We start from the raw sequence: 15995 nt of genomic DNA, 5'->3' as shown, positions 1-15995 counted from the left end.
CGAGATTCTTCAATGTCTGCCGGCGGGTGTCAACGGGTCAGGGACGGTAGCGGTAGCCCATTCCCGGCTCGGTGATGAGGTGGCGGGGGCGGGCCGGGTCGTCCTCCAGCTTGCGCCGCAACTGGGCCAGGTACTGCCGCAGGTAGTTGGTCTCGTTCTGGTATTCCGGCCCCCACACGTCCTGGAGGAGCTGACGTTGGCTGACCAGCTTGCCGGGGTGGCGCAGCAGCTTCTCCAGCACGCTCCACTGGATGGGGGTCAGCTTGATCTCGGTGCCGTCGTCGCGCCGCACGCGGTGGTCGGCCAGGTCGACGGTGTGTTGGCCGATCCGCAGCGCCGGCACCGCCTCACTGGGGCCGCCGAGACGGCGGGTGACGGCGCGGATGCGGGCCAGCAGCTCCTCCACCCCGAACGGCTTCGTCACGTAGTCGTCGGCGCCGGCGTCGAGGGCGGCGACCTTGTCCTCACTGCCGGCCCGCCCGGAGAGCACGATGATCGGCACGGTGGTCCACCCACGCAGGCCGCGGATCACCTCCACCCCGTCGATGTCGGGCAGCCCGAGGTCCAGCACCACCAGGTCGGGCGGGTGGCTGGCGGCGGCCTTCAACGCGGCGGCCCCGGTGTCGGCGACGTCCACGTCGTACCGGCGGGCGCGCAGGTTGATGCGCAGGGCGCGCAGGATCTGCGGTTCGTCGTCGACGACCAGGATGCGCGTCATTCCTGCGACCCCTCCGAGCTGGTCTGCGCGGCGGCCGGCAGCCGCAACACCATGGTGAGCCCACCGCCGGGGGTGGTCTCCGGGGTGATGCTGCCACCCATCGCCTCGGCCAAACCCCGGGACAGGGCAAGCCCGAGACCGACGCCGGTCTGGTTGTCCCGGTCACCGAGGCGTTGGAACGGCAGGAAGACGTGCTCCCACTGGTCCTCCGGGATGCCCGGCCCCCGGTCGATCACCCGCAGTTCCACCTGGCCGGCGTGCGCGCTGGCGGTGATGCTCGGCGGCTGGTCCGGCGGGCTGTAGCGCAGGGCGTTGGCCACGATGTTGACCAGCACCCGTTCCAGCAGGCCCGGGTCGGCGGTGGCGGCGGGCAGGTCGGCCGGGATGTCCGTGCCGACCGTCGCGGCCGCCGGGCCAAGTTCGTCCAACGCCAGGGGTACGGCGTCCTCCAGGCCGATCGCCGTGGACGTGATGCCGAGGACACCGGCCTGGAGCCGGCTCATGTCCAGCAGGTTGCCGACCAGCCGGGCGAGCCGGTCCAGCGACTCCTCGGCGGTCTCCAGCAACTCCTCGCGGTCGGACTCGTCGAACTCGATGTCGTGGCTGCGCAGGCTGGTCACCGCCGCCTTCGCCGAGGCGAGGGGCGTACGCAGGTCGTGGCTGACCGCGGCGAGCAGCGCGGTGCGCATCCGGTCGGCGGCGGCGAGGGGCCGGGCGGTGGCGGCCTCCTCGGCGAGCCGCTCCTGGCGCAGCGCGACGGCGGCCTGGGCGGCGAACGCCTCCACGATCCGCCGGTCGGCGGCCTCCAGACGTCGACCGCAGAGCACGACTGTGATCCGGTCGTCGACCGGCACCGCGGTCTCACCGCTCTCGGGCGTGCAGGGCGGCTGATCACCTACGCTGGCCACGACAGACCAGGCGTGCTCCTCACGGGCCCGCTCCGGGCGCCCGCTGGCGTCCTCGGCCAGCTCCAGCACGCTGACCGCGCGCAGCCCGAAGGTTTCCCGCAGCTGTTCCAGCAGGGCGGGCAGTGGGCGTTCGCCGCGCAGCACGCCACCGGCGAGGGCGGCGAGGGTCTGCGCGTCGGCGGCGGCGCGGGCGGCCTCCCTCGTCCGCCGGGCGGCCTTGTCGACGATCCAGCTCACCGCCAACGCCACCCCGACGAAGACGGCCAGGGCGAGCAGGTTGTCGGCCTCGGCGATGGTCAGCGTGCGGTAGGGCGGGGTGAAGAACCAGTTGAGCAGAAGCGAGCCGCCGAGCGCGGCGACCAGGGCCGGCCATACGCCGCCGACCAGCGCGACCCCGACCACCCCGGCGAGGAACAGCAGGATGTCGTTGGTGAGCGTCAGGTCGGGCAGCGTCTTCAGCAGCAGGGTGAGCAGCGGCATACCCAGCGCCGCCAGACCGAAGCCGAGCAGCCGGCGACGCCGGGACAGCGCCGCCGGCACGGCCATTGCCCGGCGGCCCTTGCCGGCCTGCTTGTGGGTGACCAGGTGCACGTCGATCGAGCCGGACAGCGCGGTGGTGGTCACCCCGACACCCCGGGCGAAGAACTGTGCGAAGCGACCCCGTCGGCTGGCGCCGAGCACCAGTTGGGTGGCGTTCACGCCCTGGGCGAAGTCCAGCAGCGCGGCCGGCACGTCGGTGCCGAGCACCTGGTGGTAGGTGCCACCGAGGCTCTCCACCAGCACTCGCTGGCGGGCCAGTTGGGCCGGGTCGGCACCGGCCAGGCCGTCGCTGCGGGCCACGTGCACGGCGAGCAGGTCGGCGCCCTTGCTGCGGGCCGCGACCCGGGCGGCCCGGCGGATCAGCGTCTCGCCCTCCGGGCCACCGGTCAGCGCCACCACGACGCGTTCCCGGGCCTCCCAGGTGGCGGCGATGCCCTGCTGGCTGCGGTAGCGGTCGAGCTGCTCGTCGACCTTGTCGGCCAGCCAGAGCAGCGCCAGCTCGCGCAGTGCGGTGAGGTTGCCGACCCGGAAGTAGTTGCCCAACGCGGCGTCGATCTTGTCGGGTCGGTAGATGTTGCCGTGCGCCATCCGTCGGCGCAGCGCCTCCGGGGTCATGTCGACGAGCTCGACCTGCCCGGCGGCTCGGACGATCTCGTCCGGCACGGTCTCCCGCTGGGTGGTGCCGGTGATCTGCGCGACGACGTCGTTCACCGACTCCAGGTGCTGCACGTTGACCGTGGACAGCACGTCGATGCCCGCGTCCAGCAGCTCCTGGACGTCCTGCCAGCGCTTGTCGTGCCGGGAGCCGGGCACGTTCGTGTGCGCCAGCTCGTCGACGATCGCGATCTCGGGCCGGCGGGCCAGCACCGCGTCCAGGTCCATCTCGGTGAACTCGGCGCCCCGGTAGTCCATGGTGCGGCGGGGCACCTGTTCCAGGTCGCCGAGCATCCCGGCGGTCTGCTGGCGGCCGTGGGTCTCCACGAAGCCGATCACCACGTCGGTGCCGCGCGCGGCCCGCCGCTGGGCCTCCTCCAACATGGCGTACGTCTTGCCGACGCCGGGAGCGGCCCCGAGATAGATGCGCAGTTCTCCGCGTGGCACGGGGACCATCCTCCCTGGTCAGATCGACGGGCGGGGCCGCGCCCGGTCGGCACGGCCCCGCCCGCGAGTGCGCTCAGCGCGCGGCGAACTGCTTGTCGAGGGCGATGTTGAGTTCCAACACGTTGACCCCGGGCTCACCCATGAAGCCCAGCCCACGCCCGCCGGTGTGCTCCTTGACCAGCTTGCGGACCGCCGCCGGGTCCGTGCCGCGCTCGCGTGCGACCCGGTTCACCTGCAATTCGGCGTACGCCGGGCTGATCTGCGGGTCGAGGCCGCTGGCGCTGGCGGTGACCGCGTCGGCAGGCACGGCCGGGTCGGCGGGCGCGTCGCCGCGGATCGGGGTGACCACCCCGCCGGCGGCCACGTAGTCCTCACCGGGCTGGGCCGGCTCCACCGTCACCCCCTGGTACTCGGTCACGAACGGGGTGGCCGGGGCGGCCTGGTTGACGCTTACCACCCGGGTGACCCGGCCGGTCAGACCGTCGGCGCGGAAGACCGCGAGCACCGCGCCCACCCCGTCGTCGGTGCAGTAGGGGCGCCGACCGTCGACACCGTCGAGCTCGCCGATGGCCTTGCTGCGCCCGCACACCTGGGTGAGCAGGCTCTCGCTCGACTCCTCCGGGTCGGTGGCGATGGTGTCGACGACGCTCTCCGGGCCCAGGTTGCTGGCCGAGGTGGAGGTCGGGTCGTAGCCGTCGGCACCGGCCGCGGAGGGGCGGGACTGGAAGTAGCGGGCGACGGGGTTGCCGTCCGCGTCGGTGAAGTTCTGGCCGATCAACGCGCTGCCGACGGTGTTCCCGCCCGTGGTGATCAGCGAGCCGTCGGCCTTGTGGTCGAGGCCGGGCAGCTTGCCGACCGCTACCAGGGCCAGTGGGTAGACGAGGCCGAGCAGCACGGTGAAGACGAGTACGGCGCGCAGCGCGGCGAGGTGTTGGGCGATCCAGGTGGGTAGACGCATCACGAAATCCCCGGGATGAACTGGATGAGCAGGTCGATGAGTTTGATCCCGATGAACGGCACGATGATGCCGCCCAGGCCGTAGACCAGCAGGTTGCGGCCGAGCAGCTTCGACGCGGCGGCCGGCCGGTACCGCACGCCCCGCAGGGCGAGCGGGATCAGCGCGATGATCACCAGGGCGTTGAAGATGACCGCGGACAGGATCGCCGACTCCGGGCTGGACAGCCGCATGATGTTCAGCGCGTCCAGGCTCGGGTAGAGGCCGGCGAACATGGCCGGGATGATCGCGAAGTACTTCGCGATGTCGTTGGCGATGCTGAACGTGGTCAGCGCGCCCCGGGTGATCAGCAACTGCTTGCCGATCTCCACGATCTCGATCAGCTTGGTCGGGTCGGAGTCGAGGTCGACCATGTTGCCGGCCTCCTTGGCGGCCGACGTACCGGTGTTCATGGCCACCCCGACGTCGGCCTGGGCGAGCGCCGGCGCGTCGTTGGTGCCGTCACCTGTCATCGCGACCAGCCGACCACCCTCCTGCTCCCGCTTGATCAGCGCGAGCTTGTCCTCCGGCGTGGCCTCGGCCAGGAAGTCGTCCACCCCGGCCTCGTCGGCGATGGCCTTCGCGGTGCGCGGGTTGTCGCCGGTGATCATCACGGTCCGGATGCCCATCCGGCGCATCTCGTCGAACCGCTCCCGCATGCCGGACTTGACGACGTCCTTGAGGTGGATGACGCCCAGCGCGCGGGCGGGCGCACCGTCGACGTGCTCGGCGACCACGAGCGGAGTGCCACCGGTGCCGCTGATCGCGTCCACGATCTCGCCGACCTGCTCGGTCGGGTGGCCGCCGTTCTCCCGTACCCACTTCATCACCGCTGCGGCGGCGCCCTTGCGGACCCGGCGGGCCGTGCCCACCGCGCCGCCGTCCACGCTGCCGTCCGGCGTCAGGTCGACGCCGCTCATCCGGGTCTGCGCGGTGAACGGTACGAACGTGGCGTGCGGCATCACACCGGGCTCACGCTCGCGCATCCCGAACTCGTTCTTCGCCAGCACCACCACCGAGCGCCCCTCCGGGGTCTCGTCGGCCAGGCTGGACAGTTGCGCGGCGTCGGCGAGCGCCGCGGGGTCGACCCCCTCGACAGGTACGAACTCGGCGGCCTGCCGGTTGCCGAGCGTGATGGTGCCGGTCTTGTCCAGCAGCAGGGTGTTGACGTCACCGGCGGCCTCGACGGCCCGGCCGCTCATGGCCAGGACGTTGCGCTGCACCAGCCGGTCCATACCGGCGATGCCGATGGCGGAGAGCAGCGCGCCGATGGTGGTGGGGATCAGGCAGACCAGCAGCGAGATCAGCACCACCCCGGTGACGCCGGAGCCGGTGATCGCACCGCTGTCCGGTGCGGCCGCCTGGTACGCCTTGCTGAAGATCGCCAGCGGCTGGAGGGTGACCACGGCCAGCAGGAAGATGACCGTGAGCGCGGCGAGCAGGATGTTCAGCGCGATCTCGTTCGGTGTCTTCTGCCGGTTGGCGCCCTCGACCAGGGCGATCATCCGGTCGATGAAGCTCTCGCCCGGCTTCTGGGTGATCTTGACGATGATCTGGTCGGAGAGCACCTTGGTGCCGCCGGTGACCGCGCTGCGGTCACCGCCGGACTCCCGGATCACCGGAGCCGACTCGCCGGTGATGGCCGACTCGTCAACGCTGGCGATGCCCTCGACGATGTCGCCGTCGCCGGGGATGATGCCGCCGGCCTCGACGAGCACCACGTCGCCCTGGCGCAGCTCCGGCGCGGGCACCGCCTCGTCGCGGTAGGTGTTGGCCCGCGCGCCCGGCTTCCAGTCGATCAGCCGGGTGGCGATGGTGTCCTTCTTGGCCTGCCGCAGCGTGGCGGCCTGGGCCTTGCCCCGACCCTCGGCGACCGCCTCGGCCAGGTTGGCGAAGACCACCGTCAGCCAGAGCCAGACGGTGATCGCCCAGGCGAACACCGACGGGTCGAGCACCGCCAGGACGGTGGTGAAGGCCGCGCCGACCTCGACGATCAGCATCACCGGGTTGCGCCACAGCGTGCGGGGGTCGAGCTTGCGTACCGCGTCCGGCAGGGACCGGACGAGCTGCTGGGGGTCGAGCAGGCCCCCGCCGATCCGGTTGCCCTGGGTGGCGGGCGTGCCGGGGAGTTGCTCTGTTGGGGCGGACGTGACGGACATGTCCTCGTTCCTCATGATGGTCAGAGCCCCTCTGCCAGCGGACCGAGCGCGAGCGCGGGCAGGAAGGTCAGCGCGACGAGGACCACCGTGACGCCGACGACCATGCCGATGAACAGCGGTCGGTGGGTCGGCAGGGTGCCCTCGGACGCGGGGGTGGGTGCCTGGCGGGCCAGCGAGCCGGCCAACGCGAGCACGAAGATGAGCGGCAGGAAGCGGCCCAGCAGCATGCACAACCCCAGCGCGGTGTCCCACCAGGTCGTGTTGACGGTGATGCCGCCGAAGGCGGAGCCGTTGTTGTTGCTGGCCGAGGTGAACGCGTACAGCACCTCGGAGAGGCCGTGCGGGCCGACGTTGAGCGCCGTGGAGTTGTTGCCGGTGGCGAACGCGGCCGCCGTACCGACGAGCACCAGGATCGGCGTGATCAGGAAGTAGAGCGAGGCGAACTTGATCTCGCGCGACCCGATCTTCTTGCCCAGGTACTCGGGGGTGCGACCCACCATCAGGCCGGCCACGAAGACCGTGATCACCGCGAGGATGAGCAGGCCGTAGAGACCCGAACCGGTGCCCCCCGGCGCGACCTCGCCGAGCATCATGTTGACCATCGTCATCATGCCGCCGAGCGAGGTGAACGAGTCGTGGAACGAGTTCACCGCGCCGGTCGAGGTGAGCGTGGTGGCGGCGGCGAAGGTGGCCGAGTTCGACACGTCGAACCGCACCTCCTTGCCCTCCATCGCCGCGCCGACCGCCTGCGGCACCGTGCCGTGGCCGGCCAGCTCGAAGATGTTGGTGATGGCGACGCTGAGGAACGCGAGGATGCCCATCACCGCGGCGATGGCGTAGCCCTGCCGGTTCTGCCCGACCATCCGGCCGAAGACCCGGGGCAGACTGAACGGGATCAGGAAGATCAGGAAGATCTCCAGCCAGTTCGTCCAGGTGGTCGGGTTCTCGAACGGGTGCGCGCTGTTGACGTTGTAGAAGCCGCCACCGTTGGTGCCCAACTCCTTGATCACTTCCTGGCTGGCGACCGGACCACCGGTGATGGTCTGGGATCCGCCGGTCAGCGTGCTCACGTCGGTGCCGCCGGAGAGGTTCTGCACCACGCCGCCGATCATCAGCGCGATCGCGCCGAGCACGGCGATCGGCAGCAGGATCCGCAGCACGATCCGGGTCAGGTCGACCCAGAAGTTGCCGAGCTGCCCGGTGCGACTGCGGGCGAAGCCGCGGACCAGCGCCACCGCCACCGCGATGCCGACCGCCGCCGACACGAAGTTCTGCACGGCCAGACCGGCCATCTGCACCAGGTGGCCCATCGTCGACTCACCCGAGTACGACTGCCAGTTGGTGTTCGTCACGAACGACACGGCCGTGTTCCACGCGCCGTGCGGCACCACCGGGTCGAAGCCCAGGGACAGCCACAGGTGGTTCTGCACCCGCTGGAACACGTACAGGAACAGGATCGAGACCGCGGAGAACGCCAGCACACTGCGGGCGTACACGCCCCAGGTCTGCTCGGCGGCCGGGTTGACCCCGACCAGTCGGAAGATCCCCCGCTCGACCCGGGACTGCTTTGTGCCGGCGACCGCCCGGAACATGTAGTCACCGAACGGCTTGTAGACGGCGACGAGAGCCGCCACCAGCGTCACGATGAAGATGACGCCCGCTGTTGTCATGGTCATCAGAAGCGCTCCGGAAACAGCAGGGCGAACACCAGGAACGCGCCCAGGACGATCGCGAGCACCAGACCGACGGTGTTTACCGCGTTCACAGCTTCTCCACCGCCCGGACCACCAGGGCGAGCACTGCGAACAGCACCACCGTCAGGACCACGAACACCACGTCAGACACGCTGACTCCTCTTACCGGAAAGGTTCGTCGCGACCGCCTTCCGGTCGCGCCGGGCAATCAAAGCCCCAGACCCGCCGGACGGCAGGGGTCATAACGCGACCATGACGGAGCCGAACCTTTTCTTGACGTGGTTTTCACACCCGCCCACTGAACAGGTGAAATGCGGCACAGACCCCGCGCTTGTCCGGGGGTGGAGGCCATTGCGGGACCGTCCGCGGCCCGGAGCGGGCGGCGGCGCGATGCAGCGCGGGCGGAGGCGCGGGGCGGGGTCCCGGGCGGGCGGAGGTGCGGGGCCGGGTCAGGCCGGGCGGCGGGCCACCAGCACGTCGCGCATGATCGACTGGTCGACCCGGTGCCGCAGCGCGCGGTAGGGCTCGGTGTCGACCACGGTCAGGCCGGCGTCGGCCAACGCCGCCGCCGCGTCCTCGCGGCTGGCGACGTGGGTGTTCCAGGAGATCCCGAGCGCCCCGCCGGGACGCAGCAGCCGCGCCCAGACCGGCGCGGCGTCCGCGAGCAACGCCAGCGGATCGCGGGTCAGGCCCTTGTCGGCGGTACGGCTGCCGTGCTGCACGCCGTACGGCGCGTCGGCGACGACCAGGTCCACGGTCTCCGGGCGGAAGAACTCCGCCGAGCGGGCGGTGTCGGCGTTGACCACGTCCAGCAGTTGGGTCTGGCCGGCCTTGTGCTCCTCGCGGGTCGGAGCCAACTCGATCCGCACCCGCCGGCCGACCACCTTGCGCTCCCGCCGTACCGGTCCCGACTCCAGCACCCGGTGCTTGACCCGCTTCTGCTTCAGCCAGGTGGTGATGAACGCCCGGTACGCCTCGACGTCCTTCTGGTCGCGCTCGATGCCGGCGGCGTCGAACCCGTACATCAGGGCCTGGTTGAGGGTGGTGCCCCGGCCGCAGAGCGGGTCGAGTACCCGGAACCGACGGGTGGTCAGCTCGGCGGCCCAGTCCGAGGCGAGCAGGGTGACGTTGAGCAGCAGTTTGGTGAACTGCTCGTTGGTCTTGCCCGGGTACTTCTGGATGGTGAGCAGGTCGTCGTCGTAGCGGTCCAGTCGACTCCACTCGATCGGCCGCAGCAGCTCACCGACGATCTCGAAGAGCGCGTACCCGGCGGAGAGGTTGCCCAGGGCGGCCAGGTCCCGCTCGGTCAACCCGTCACCGGTGAAGGTGACGTAGGACGCCCCACCGACCACCTCGGTGTCCAGCTCGCCGATCTGGCCGTCGAGGGCCGAACGGCCGAAGATCTCCAGCTCGGCCCGGGTGAGGTCGATGGCGGAGCGGGCGTACACCCGGTTGGTTGCGGGCAGGATCAGCAGGCCGTAACGCGTCATGATCGGGCGAGTATTCCACAACAGCCTCCGGTCGCCGGGAACCGGAGCGCCTGCCGGAGCGACTACCGGTACATGGGGTGTGAGCAGTGGCGGGAGGTCCTGTCCGCGCAGTTGGACGGAGAGGAGACCGCCGCCGAACTGACGGCGGTGCAGGGACACCTGGACGGGTGTGCCGATTGTCGGGCCTGGTTCACGGCGGCGGCCGCGGTGACGCGTCGGGTTCGTACCCGATTGGTGGCCGATGTGCCCGACCGGACGGCGGCGATCCTGGCCGCCGTCGCGGCTGAGCCGGTCCGCCGGTCGTGGTGGCGACGCGCTGGCTGGGTCGCCGGGCTACGCGCGGCGTTCGGGCGCGCCGGGTTGGTCGCCGGGCTACGCGCGGCCTCCGGGCGCGCCGGGTTGGTCGCCGGGCTGCGCGCGGCGCTCGGGCTGCTCGGCGCGGTGCAGTTGGTGCTCGGGCTGGCCCAGGTGGGCCGGGGCGCGACCGCCGATCACCTGCACCCGGCCGGCCAGCACCTGTGGCACGAGTCGGCCGCGTGGAACGTGGCGGTGGGTGCCGGGTTCCTCTTCGTGGCGGTCCGCCGCAGCCCGCCGGCCGGGCTGCTGCCGATGCTCAGCGCGTTCGTCGGCACGTTGCTGCTGCTCTCGGTCAATGACCTGGCCACCGGATCGGTGGGCGGGGAGCGGCTGGTCAGTCACGGGTTCCTGGTGGTCGGCTACCTGATCACCGTGTTGCTGTCCCGGCCCGGCCTGCGCCCCGGTGGACCTTCGCCGCAGCGGCAGCCAGCACCGTCACGTTGGCGGTTCGGCACCGACGAGGTGGACCGGCCGCTGCGGGTGGTCCGCCCCGGGTCGTACCCGGCGCAGGCCGCCGACCGGTACGCGGCCCCGGCGGCGCGTGCTGATCATGCCGCTGCGGCGGCGCGTGCCGAGCGCGGTGGGCGGGCCGGCGGACGCCGCGCCGCCTGATCGCCGGCGGCGTCGACCGGCGCGTCGCCAGCCCGGCGCGGGCAGGTCAGTCCGCCTGCCGTAGGCGCGCGCGGTGGGCGCGCAGGTTGCTCGGGTACCCGCAGACGCGGACGGAGTGCCAGACGCCGCTGTTGTTCCGGGACCGGTCGTAGAACGCCACCTGGCAGCGTGGATTGCGGCAGGTCTTGATCCGACGCCCGGTGTCGGCGAGTTGCGCCTCGAACAGCGTCGCGAGCACGAGCGAGATCAGCAGTTCCGCCCCGACCCCGGCGGGGTCGAGCTGGACGGACCCGTTCCGGTCGAGTCGCAGTGTGGCACCGGCGGAACGCAGCCCGGTCGGGGCCGGCTCCTCGGCCGGGGGGAGCCCCGCTTCAGCCGTGGTGTGGACCCGGGAGTGGATCTCGTCCCGTAGGTCGTCGCGAAAGGTCCGTAGCGCCCGGAGTCCCGCCGCGTCGAGGGCGACTGCGGGCGCCGAACGCCCGGTGGTCGTCGACCATCGATCGGCGGCGTCGCGTGCCCACGCCGTGGCGCTGGTCAGCTCGTCGAGAAGGTCCGGCTGCCTCGGCGCACCGGCCGAGATCGTGTTGAGTAGATCCTGGACCAGACCGAGGCCACCCGGGGCCTGGTCCAGGTCGTATCTCGCGGTGGCGGGCCACAGCGCGGGGTGCGGTGCCGAGGACATGATCGGATCACTTGCCGATCAGGCCGAGCGCCCCGTACCACGCGGGCCCCGGGTTCACCCAGTCCGGATAGAGGCTCGTCAGCTCGTCGAAGAACTCGCGGGCTGTCGACTTCTCGGCCAACAGCCGCTCCACGTTGAGCAGGTACTGCCGGGTCTGGTCGATGCTTGCCGGATCGTCGGGCAAGTCCCGGTTCTTGTGGCCGGCGACGACCGCGCGAGGTGCGAGCGCCTCCACGCGATCGAGAGCCTTCAGCCACTCCCGCAGGCCGCCGTCGACGGTCTCCAGGAGGTACTGGTGGACGCCGTTGTAGACGACGTCACCGGCCACCACCAGGCCGATCGACGGCACGTGCAGGACGGTGGTCCGGTCGGTGTCGGTGTGCCCGGTCTCGACCGGCTGGACGAGATTGCCCTCCAGCAGGAAGCCCTCGGCCGGCACGGGCACGGCGACGACAGGCGTTTCCGGGATCAGGCCGGGGAAGACCCGGTCGAACAACTCGCTCCGCCCGACGGTGGCCTGCTGGTGCATGACCTCGATGGTGCCGGGCGTCGCGTAGCTGACGGCGTCGGGGAAGCGCTTGAGCAGCTCCCCGGTGCCGAACCAGTGGTCGCCGTGGCCGTGGGTGGCGTAGATGTAGGTCAGCCGCCGGCCCGACCGTGCGATCCAGTCACCCACCTTCGCGATCTGCTCATGGGTGAACGGCGGGTCCACCAGGAGCGCCTCCTCGGCTCCGTAGATCAAGGTCGACGAGATCGGGTTCCAGTGGATCCGCGACCCGTCCGGCATGCGCTGGTCCCCCGCCCGAACCGGGCCTTCCGAGACGAGAACGTCGTAGGACAGGGCAGATGTGCTCATGTCTCCTCCTCAGCTGGGTCGCCGCACCTTGCGACCACTGAAATAACCATAGCGCGTACGCCTATTTCAGCGGGTCTATTCTTCGGTGCTCCGCGTCACCCCCCAGCGAGATCCCGGTCCCGGGCTCCCCCGCCTCGTCGGGCTGACATTCGGGGTCGTGGGCGGCGTAGAGCAGGGTCAACTGCCGGTGAAGCTGGCGCCGTTCGTCCTCGGCGAGGGGAGCAAGAAAATCGTCCTCGGTCCGGCGCAGCACCGTGAGGGCTTCCGACAAGGTGGCCCGGCCGTCGGCGGTGACGCTGATGAGCTGCTTGCGGCGGTCGTTGGGGCTGCGTTCGCGGCGGACGTATCCGTTGCGCTCAAGTTCGTCGATGACCGCGACCATCGTGGTGCGGTCGAGTCCGGTCCGCTGACCCAGGTCGCGCTGGGACGACTCCCCGTCCGCGACGAAGGCCAGCACCCGCAGATCCCGACCGCGCAGGTGGAAGGGCAACAGCGCCTCTTCCATCCGGGCGCCGGCGAGGCCGGCCAACTTCAACAACAGGTACCCGGTGGCGGAGGCGATGGTTTCGGATGAGCGCATCACCGCAGCCTAGTCTTCCGGATCGCTGATTATCAGCTACGCTGACGATCAGCGATCCGGTCGTACTTGGAGAGCCCCATGAAGATGCGCGTCATCCTCTGCGTCGTCGGCGTGATCACGGCGACGCCCGCACTCGCCCTGCTGTGGCCGCAACTGCTGACCAGCAGCTACGGACTGACTCACCCCGACCCCATGACCACCGCGCTGCTCCAGCACCGGGGTCTCCTGCAGGCGGCTCTCGGCGCGGCCATCATCTGGGGAGCCTTCCACCTGCCGGCCAGAGTGCCGGCGGCGGCGACCGCCATCGTCACCAAGTCGGCGTTTCTCGCCCTGACCGTCGTCGACGGCGGCATGCGAGCCGACATGAACCTCATCTCGCTGGTGTTCGACCCGATCGCCATCGTCATCCTGGCCGTCGTCATCGTGCTCCAGCTCCGCGAGTCGACCCCCGCCGCCGCGCAAGTCTGAAGCCCGGCACCGGCTGCGTCGGCGGGTGGCCCGACCAACCCGACCAGAGCGGGGTCGGCCAGCTCAGGCCGGCGGCGCTGGCCGGGTCGGGCCGGCGATGGCCTGCGGGATGACCTGCTCGACGATGGTCAGCAGTGTGGTGGTGAGCAGCAGGTGCACCTGGGCGCGGGTCAACGCCCCGCGCTGGAGCCACTCCCGGGCGGTCGACGTGGCCAGCCCGCCGTACGCGCGAACCATGGCACGCAACTCCTCCCGGTGCTCGGCCTCGCCGGCCAGGCCGACGGCGACGAGCATGCGGTCCGCGGCGACCTCCTCGGCTTCGGCGAGCACCTGTTCCACGTCCGCGTCGCCGCCCATCCCCCGGGCGGTGACCGCGGCCAGCCAGGAGGTGCTGTGCCGGGACACCACGTCGAGAAACCAGGAGACGCTGGCGTCGACCCGGGTCCGCAGGTCACCCTTGGGCAACCGTTCGAGGGCCACCTCCGGAATGGTCACCATGACCCGGACGACCTCCAGGTAGAGGTCCTTCTTCGCACCGAAGTAGTGGTTGACCAGACCACGCGCGACACCAGCCTCGCGGGCGACGTCGGTGGTCGACACGTCCGCGTACGGGCGGTCGCCGAACAGCCGGACCGCACAGGCCAGGATCTGCCCGCGCCGGGCGTCCGGCTCCAGACGGCGGCGGCGCGGAGCCGTCTCGACACTCATCTGCCCGACCCTATCGACCGCTCCGCCTTCGGCCACCCGCCCTCACCTTGATCAACGGATCGGTCGTCGACGCCGAACCAGATGCCGGGCGACCTGCCCCAGGTTTGACGTCTCGGAGTAGAGCGCCGCGTTGATCGCGCCGAGGGCAACCCCGGGCGCTCGTTGCACCCGGTCCACGTCCTGAACCACCCGGCCGATCAACGTCAGGCGACAACGGAGATCGAACAACTCCCTCCGTGCGCAGCGCAACGCCGTCTCCAGTCCCCCGACCCGCTCCCGCAGCCACGCCAACTCCGTCGCCTGATCCATCGGGCTCTCCCATCACTCGCGATCGCTGCCAGGCAGCCCGGACCCCATTGGCCGGGACCGTCACCTTCACCCTCACCCATTCGAAAGGACTGCGCAAGTAGGTAGACGCAATTAGCCATGCCTGATCGCCCTACCGTCAGGTCATGGGTGAGGTCCCGGGTCCGCTGGTCGGTCCGCACGAGCTGCAGGATCTGCTCGGCGTGAGCCGGACCCGAATGCGTCAGCTCATTCGCTACCCAACCTTCCCCGCACCGTTCCAGCGCCTGCACGGCACCACGGTGTGGCTGCGCGCGGACGTGGAGGCGTGGATCGCCGAGCATCGCCCGCCGCGCCCCACGGACGGCGACGAGGCCGAGTAACGCGCCCGGCACGGGTCGGATCAGGACAGTCCCGGGACGGGGTACGCCGTTCGAGCGGCCTGCGGTGATCCACCTTCTGCTCTACCCTTGCCACGCATCAGTGACAGTCCGACCAGTGCGGCCGAAACGTCCATGCCATCGGACCGGATCAACTGGGTAAGGGAGCGAAGCCTTGGTTTCTCGACGTCGATTGTTGTCTGGCGCGGCCGGTGCGGCTGTCGGCCTCTCGGCCGCCGGCACGTTCGCCGGGTCCGCGACGGCGGCACCGTCCACCTCCACCGTGACGTCGCCGCTCGCGGCCCGCCGTGGTCGACTGATGAGCCGAACGGTGGTGACGTCCCCGGCCATCCCGTTGACCCACCTGTCCGTGGCGCACAGCGGTCCGGCGGCGGCGGTGCGCCTTCGCACCGGCAAGGGGTGGAGCGACTGGCTGGAGATCAGCGCGTGCCCGAGCGGTCGCGACGGTCGGGCGGTGTCGGCCCAGTCCGACATCGTGGTCGTCGACGGCGCCACCGGGTACGAGGTCCAGGTCGCCGATGGCTCGGCGGCCACCGTCGTCGAGCTGAACATGGTCGACGGGGCACGGCGGACGGTCACGAGCGCGGAGACGAACAACCTTCCGCTGCCGCCCGGCACCAGGCGGAAGCCGACGTACCTGCCCCGGTCCGGTTGGGGAGCTGACGAGTCGCTCCGGCTCGCCCCGAACGGCAGCCAGCTGTGGCCGACCGAGTTCTTCCCGGTGCAGACGCTGACGGTCCACCACAGTGGGGTGTACCAGCACAACGAGGACCCCGATCCGGCGGCCACGGTACGCGCCATCTACTACGACCAGTGCGTACTGCAGGAGTTCGGCGACATCGGCTACCACCTGTTGATCGACGAGGCCGGGCGGGTCTACGAGGGTCGCTATTCCGACCCGGGGCCGCAGCCGGTCTACGGCCCGGGTTTCGGCAGCGACGGTCGGCCGCTCATGGTCAACGCGGCGCACGTGAGCGGCTACAACGCGGGAAACATCGGCGTCTGCCTGCTGGGCCGGTACACGTCCCGCCTGCCCAGCCCCGCCGCACAACGGTCGCTGGCTCTCGTCCTGGCGGGTCTCAGCCTCACGAGTCGACTCAACCCCACCGGCCGGACCGGATACGTCAATCCGGTGAGCGGGGTGGGTGGCAACGTGGCAGTCATCTCGGGCCACCGGGACTGGGCGAGCATCGGGGCCGGTGCGACCGAGTGCCCCGGCGACTACTTCCACCCGTACCTCGGCCAGCTACGCCAGGACGTGGCCACGCTGGCCGGCATGCGCCCGACTCCGCCGCCGCGGCCGCCGAGGCGCTAGTTCGCAGCCCTGTCCCGCCGCCCTCCAGTCAGCGCGCCCGCCGCGCTGGTGGGGGGCGGCGTCGCATCATGCCCGCGGCGCCTCCGGGGCCGCTGATCGCGACTTATTGACATGCTGCCAACAGCGC

Annotated in this window: 16 protein-coding genes; 4 read left to right on the top strand and 12 right to left on the bottom strand. The window is 70.9% G+C overall.

Going from position 1 to position 15995, the window contains the following annotated elements:
* Nucleotides 1-37 precede the first annotated feature (37 nt).
* The 7 genes from AB0C01_RS22395 to AB0C01_RS22365 form a co-directional block, all read right to left on the bottom strand.
* Complete coding sequence (locus AB0C01_RS22395) at nucleotides 38-718, bottom strand: response regulator (RefSeq protein WP_357572012.1); 681 nt, start codon at nucleotides 716-718, stop codon at nucleotides 38-40.
* Nucleotides 715-3267 carry a DUF4118 domain-containing protein gene (locus tag AB0C01_RS22390; RefSeq protein ID WP_357572011.1) on the bottom strand — a complete coding sequence of 851 codons (2553 nt, stop codon included), beginning with the start codon at nucleotides 3265-3267 and terminating at the stop codon, nucleotides 715-717. Before AB0C01_RS22390 ends, AB0C01_RS22395 begins: the two co-directional genes overlap by 4 nt.
* Nucleotides 3268-3340: 73 nt before the next feature.
* Nucleotides 3341-4225 (bottom strand): potassium-transporting ATPase subunit C, encoded by an 885-nt coding sequence (locus tag AB0C01_RS22385; protein ID WP_357572010.1) that lies wholly within the window; start codon nucleotides 4223-4225, stop codon nucleotides 3341-3343.
* Nucleotides 4225-6420, bottom strand: a complete 2196-nt coding sequence (gene kdpB, locus AB0C01_RS22380; protein ID WP_357240741.1) for a potassium-transporting ATPase subunit KdpB — start codon at nucleotides 6418-6420, stop codon at nucleotides 4225-4227. Before kdpB ends, AB0C01_RS22385 begins: the two co-directional genes overlap by 1 nt.
* Before the next feature lie 20 nt (nucleotides 6421-6440).
* Entirely contained in the window at nucleotides 6441-8096 is a 1656-nt protein-coding gene (gene kdpA, locus AB0C01_RS22375; RefSeq protein ID WP_357240738.1) for a potassium-transporting ATPase subunit KdpA, read from the bottom strand.
* Entirely contained in the window at nucleotides 8096-8185 is a 90-nt protein-coding gene (gene kdpF, locus AB0C01_RS22370) for a K(+)-transporting ATPase subunit F (RefSeq protein WP_357572009.1), read from the bottom strand. The genes kdpA and kdpF overlap by 1 nt, the downstream gene beginning before the upstream one ends.
* 378 nt (nucleotides 8186-8563) lie before the next feature.
* Nucleotides 8564-9604, bottom strand: a complete 1041-nt coding sequence (locus AB0C01_RS22365) for an SAM-dependent methyltransferase (protein ID WP_357572008.1) — start codon at nucleotides 9602-9604, stop codon at nucleotides 8564-8566.
* A gap of 72 nt (nucleotides 9605-9676) precedes the next feature.
* On the opposite strand from AB0C01_RS22365, the gene AB0C01_RS22360 reads away from it, so the two are divergent.
* Entirely contained in the window at nucleotides 9677-10573 is an 897-nt protein-coding gene (locus AB0C01_RS22360; RefSeq protein WP_357572007.1) for a zf-HC2 domain-containing protein, read from the top strand.
* A gap of 46 nt (nucleotides 10574-10619) precedes the next feature.
* On the opposite strand, the gene AB0C01_RS22355 is transcribed toward AB0C01_RS22360, so the two are convergent.
* The 3 genes from AB0C01_RS22355 to AB0C01_RS22345 form a co-directional block, all read right to left on the bottom strand.
* On the bottom strand, nucleotides 10620-11255 hold the full coding sequence (locus AB0C01_RS22355; RefSeq protein ID WP_357572006.1) for a CGNR zinc finger domain-containing protein: 636 nt from the start codon (nucleotides 11253-11255) through the stop codon (nucleotides 10620-10622).
* Nucleotides 11256-11262: 7 nt separating this feature from the next.
* Complete coding sequence (locus AB0C01_RS22350; protein ID WP_357240726.1) at nucleotides 11263-12111, bottom strand: MBL fold metallo-hydrolase; 849 nt, start codon at nucleotides 12109-12111, stop codon at nucleotides 11263-11265.
* Nucleotides 12112-12172: 61 nt separating this feature from the next.
* Complete coding sequence (locus AB0C01_RS22345; protein WP_357572005.1) at nucleotides 12173-12691, bottom strand: MarR family transcriptional regulator; 519 nt, start codon at nucleotides 12689-12691, stop codon at nucleotides 12173-12175.
* Nucleotides 12692-12769: 78 nt separating this feature from the next.
* Between AB0C01_RS22345 and AB0C01_RS22340 the strand changes: the two genes are divergently transcribed.
* Nucleotides 12770-13159 carry a hypothetical protein gene (locus AB0C01_RS22340; protein ID WP_357572004.1) on the top strand — a complete coding sequence of 130 codons (390 nt, stop codon included), beginning with the start codon at nucleotides 12770-12772 and terminating at the stop codon, nucleotides 13157-13159.
* A gap of 63 nt (nucleotides 13160-13222) precedes the next feature.
* Here AB0C01_RS22340 and AB0C01_RS22335 read toward each other — a convergent pair whose 3' ends face one another.
* The gene (locus AB0C01_RS22335; RefSeq protein ID WP_357572003.1) at nucleotides 13223-13867 is read right to left on the bottom strand and encodes a TetR/AcrR family transcriptional regulator; all 645 of its coding nucleotides are present in this window, start codon (nucleotides 13865-13867) and stop codon (nucleotides 13223-13225) included.
* Between the two features lie 51 nt (nucleotides 13868-13918).
* Complete coding sequence (locus AB0C01_RS22330; RefSeq protein ID WP_357240714.1) at nucleotides 13919-14176, bottom strand: hypothetical protein; 258 nt, start codon at nucleotides 14174-14176, stop codon at nucleotides 13919-13921.
* Nucleotides 14177-14319: 143 nt separating this feature from the next.
* On the opposite strand from AB0C01_RS22330, the gene AB0C01_RS22325 reads away from it, so the two are divergent.
* On the top strand, nucleotides 14320-14535 hold the full coding sequence (locus AB0C01_RS22325) for a helix-turn-helix domain-containing protein (RefSeq protein ID WP_112621205.1): 216 nt from the start codon (nucleotides 14320-14322) through the stop codon (nucleotides 14533-14535).
* Between the two features lie 316 nt (nucleotides 14536-14851).
* On the top strand, nucleotides 14852-15868 hold the full coding sequence (locus AB0C01_RS22320; protein ID WP_357572002.1) for a peptidoglycan recognition family protein: 1017 nt from the start codon (nucleotides 14852-14854) through the stop codon (nucleotides 15866-15868).
* Nucleotides 15869-15995 lie beyond the last annotated feature (127 nt).

Origin of the sequence: Micromonospora sp. NPDC048905, from assembly GCF_040649655.1 — a bacterium.
Lineage (GTDB): Bacteria > Actinomycetota > Actinomycetes > Mycobacteriales > Micromonosporaceae > Micromonospora.
The sequence above is the reverse complement of the archived record's forward strand: the minus strand, read 5'-3'. Positions and strand labels throughout refer to the sequence as shown.

Coding starts and splice junctions, on each gene's coding strand:
- AB0C01_RS22395 (WP_357572012.1), bottom strand. CDS start 718: ATGACGCGCATCCTGGTCGTCGACGACGAACCGCAGATCCTGCGCGCC.
- AB0C01_RS22385 (WP_357572010.1), bottom strand. CDS start 4,225: ATGCGTCTACCCACCTGGATCGCCCAACACCTCGCCGCGCTGCGCGCC.
- kdpB (WP_357240741.1), bottom strand. CDS start 6,420: ATGTCCGTCACGTCCGCCCCAACAGAGCAACTCCCCGGCACGCCCGCC.
- kdpA (WP_357240738.1), bottom strand. CDS start 8,096: ATGACCATGACAACAGCGGGCGTCATCTTCATCGTGACGCTGGTGGCG.
- AB0C01_RS22365 (WP_357572008.1), bottom strand. CDS start 9,604: ATGACGCGTTACGGCCTGCTGATCCTGCCCGCAACCAACCGGGTGTAC.
- AB0C01_RS22360 (WP_357572007.1), top strand. CDS start 9,677: ATGGGGTGTGAGCAGTGGCGGGAGGTCCTGTCCGCGCAGTTGGACGGA.
- AB0C01_RS22355 (WP_357572006.1), bottom strand. CDS start 11,255: ATGTCCTCGGCACCGCACCCCGCGCTGTGGCCCGCCACCGCGAGATAC.
- AB0C01_RS22350 (WP_357240726.1), bottom strand. CDS start 12,111: ATGAGCACATCTGCCCTGTCCTACGACGTTCTCGTCTCGGAAGGCCCG.
- AB0C01_RS22345 (WP_357572005.1), bottom strand. CDS start 12,691: ATGCGCTCATCCGAAACCATCGCCTCCGCCACCGGGTACCTGTTGTTG.
- AB0C01_RS22340 (WP_357572004.1), top strand. CDS start 12,770: ATGAAGATGCGCGTCATCCTCTGCGTCGTCGGCGTGATCACGGCGACG.
- AB0C01_RS22335 (WP_357572003.1), bottom strand. CDS start 13,867: ATGAGTGTCGAGACGGCTCCGCGCCGCCGCCGTCTGGAGCCGGACGCC.
- AB0C01_RS22330 (WP_357240714.1), bottom strand. CDS start 14,176: ATGGATCAGGCGACGGAGTTGGCGTGGCTGCGGGAGCGGGTCGGGGGA.
- AB0C01_RS22325 (WP_112621205.1), top strand. CDS start 14,320: ATGGGTGAGGTCCCGGGTCCGCTGGTCGGTCCGCACGAGCTGCAGGAT.
- AB0C01_RS22320 (WP_357572002.1), top strand. CDS start 14,852: ATGAGCCGAACGGTGGTGACGTCCCCGGCCATCCCGTTGACCCACCTG.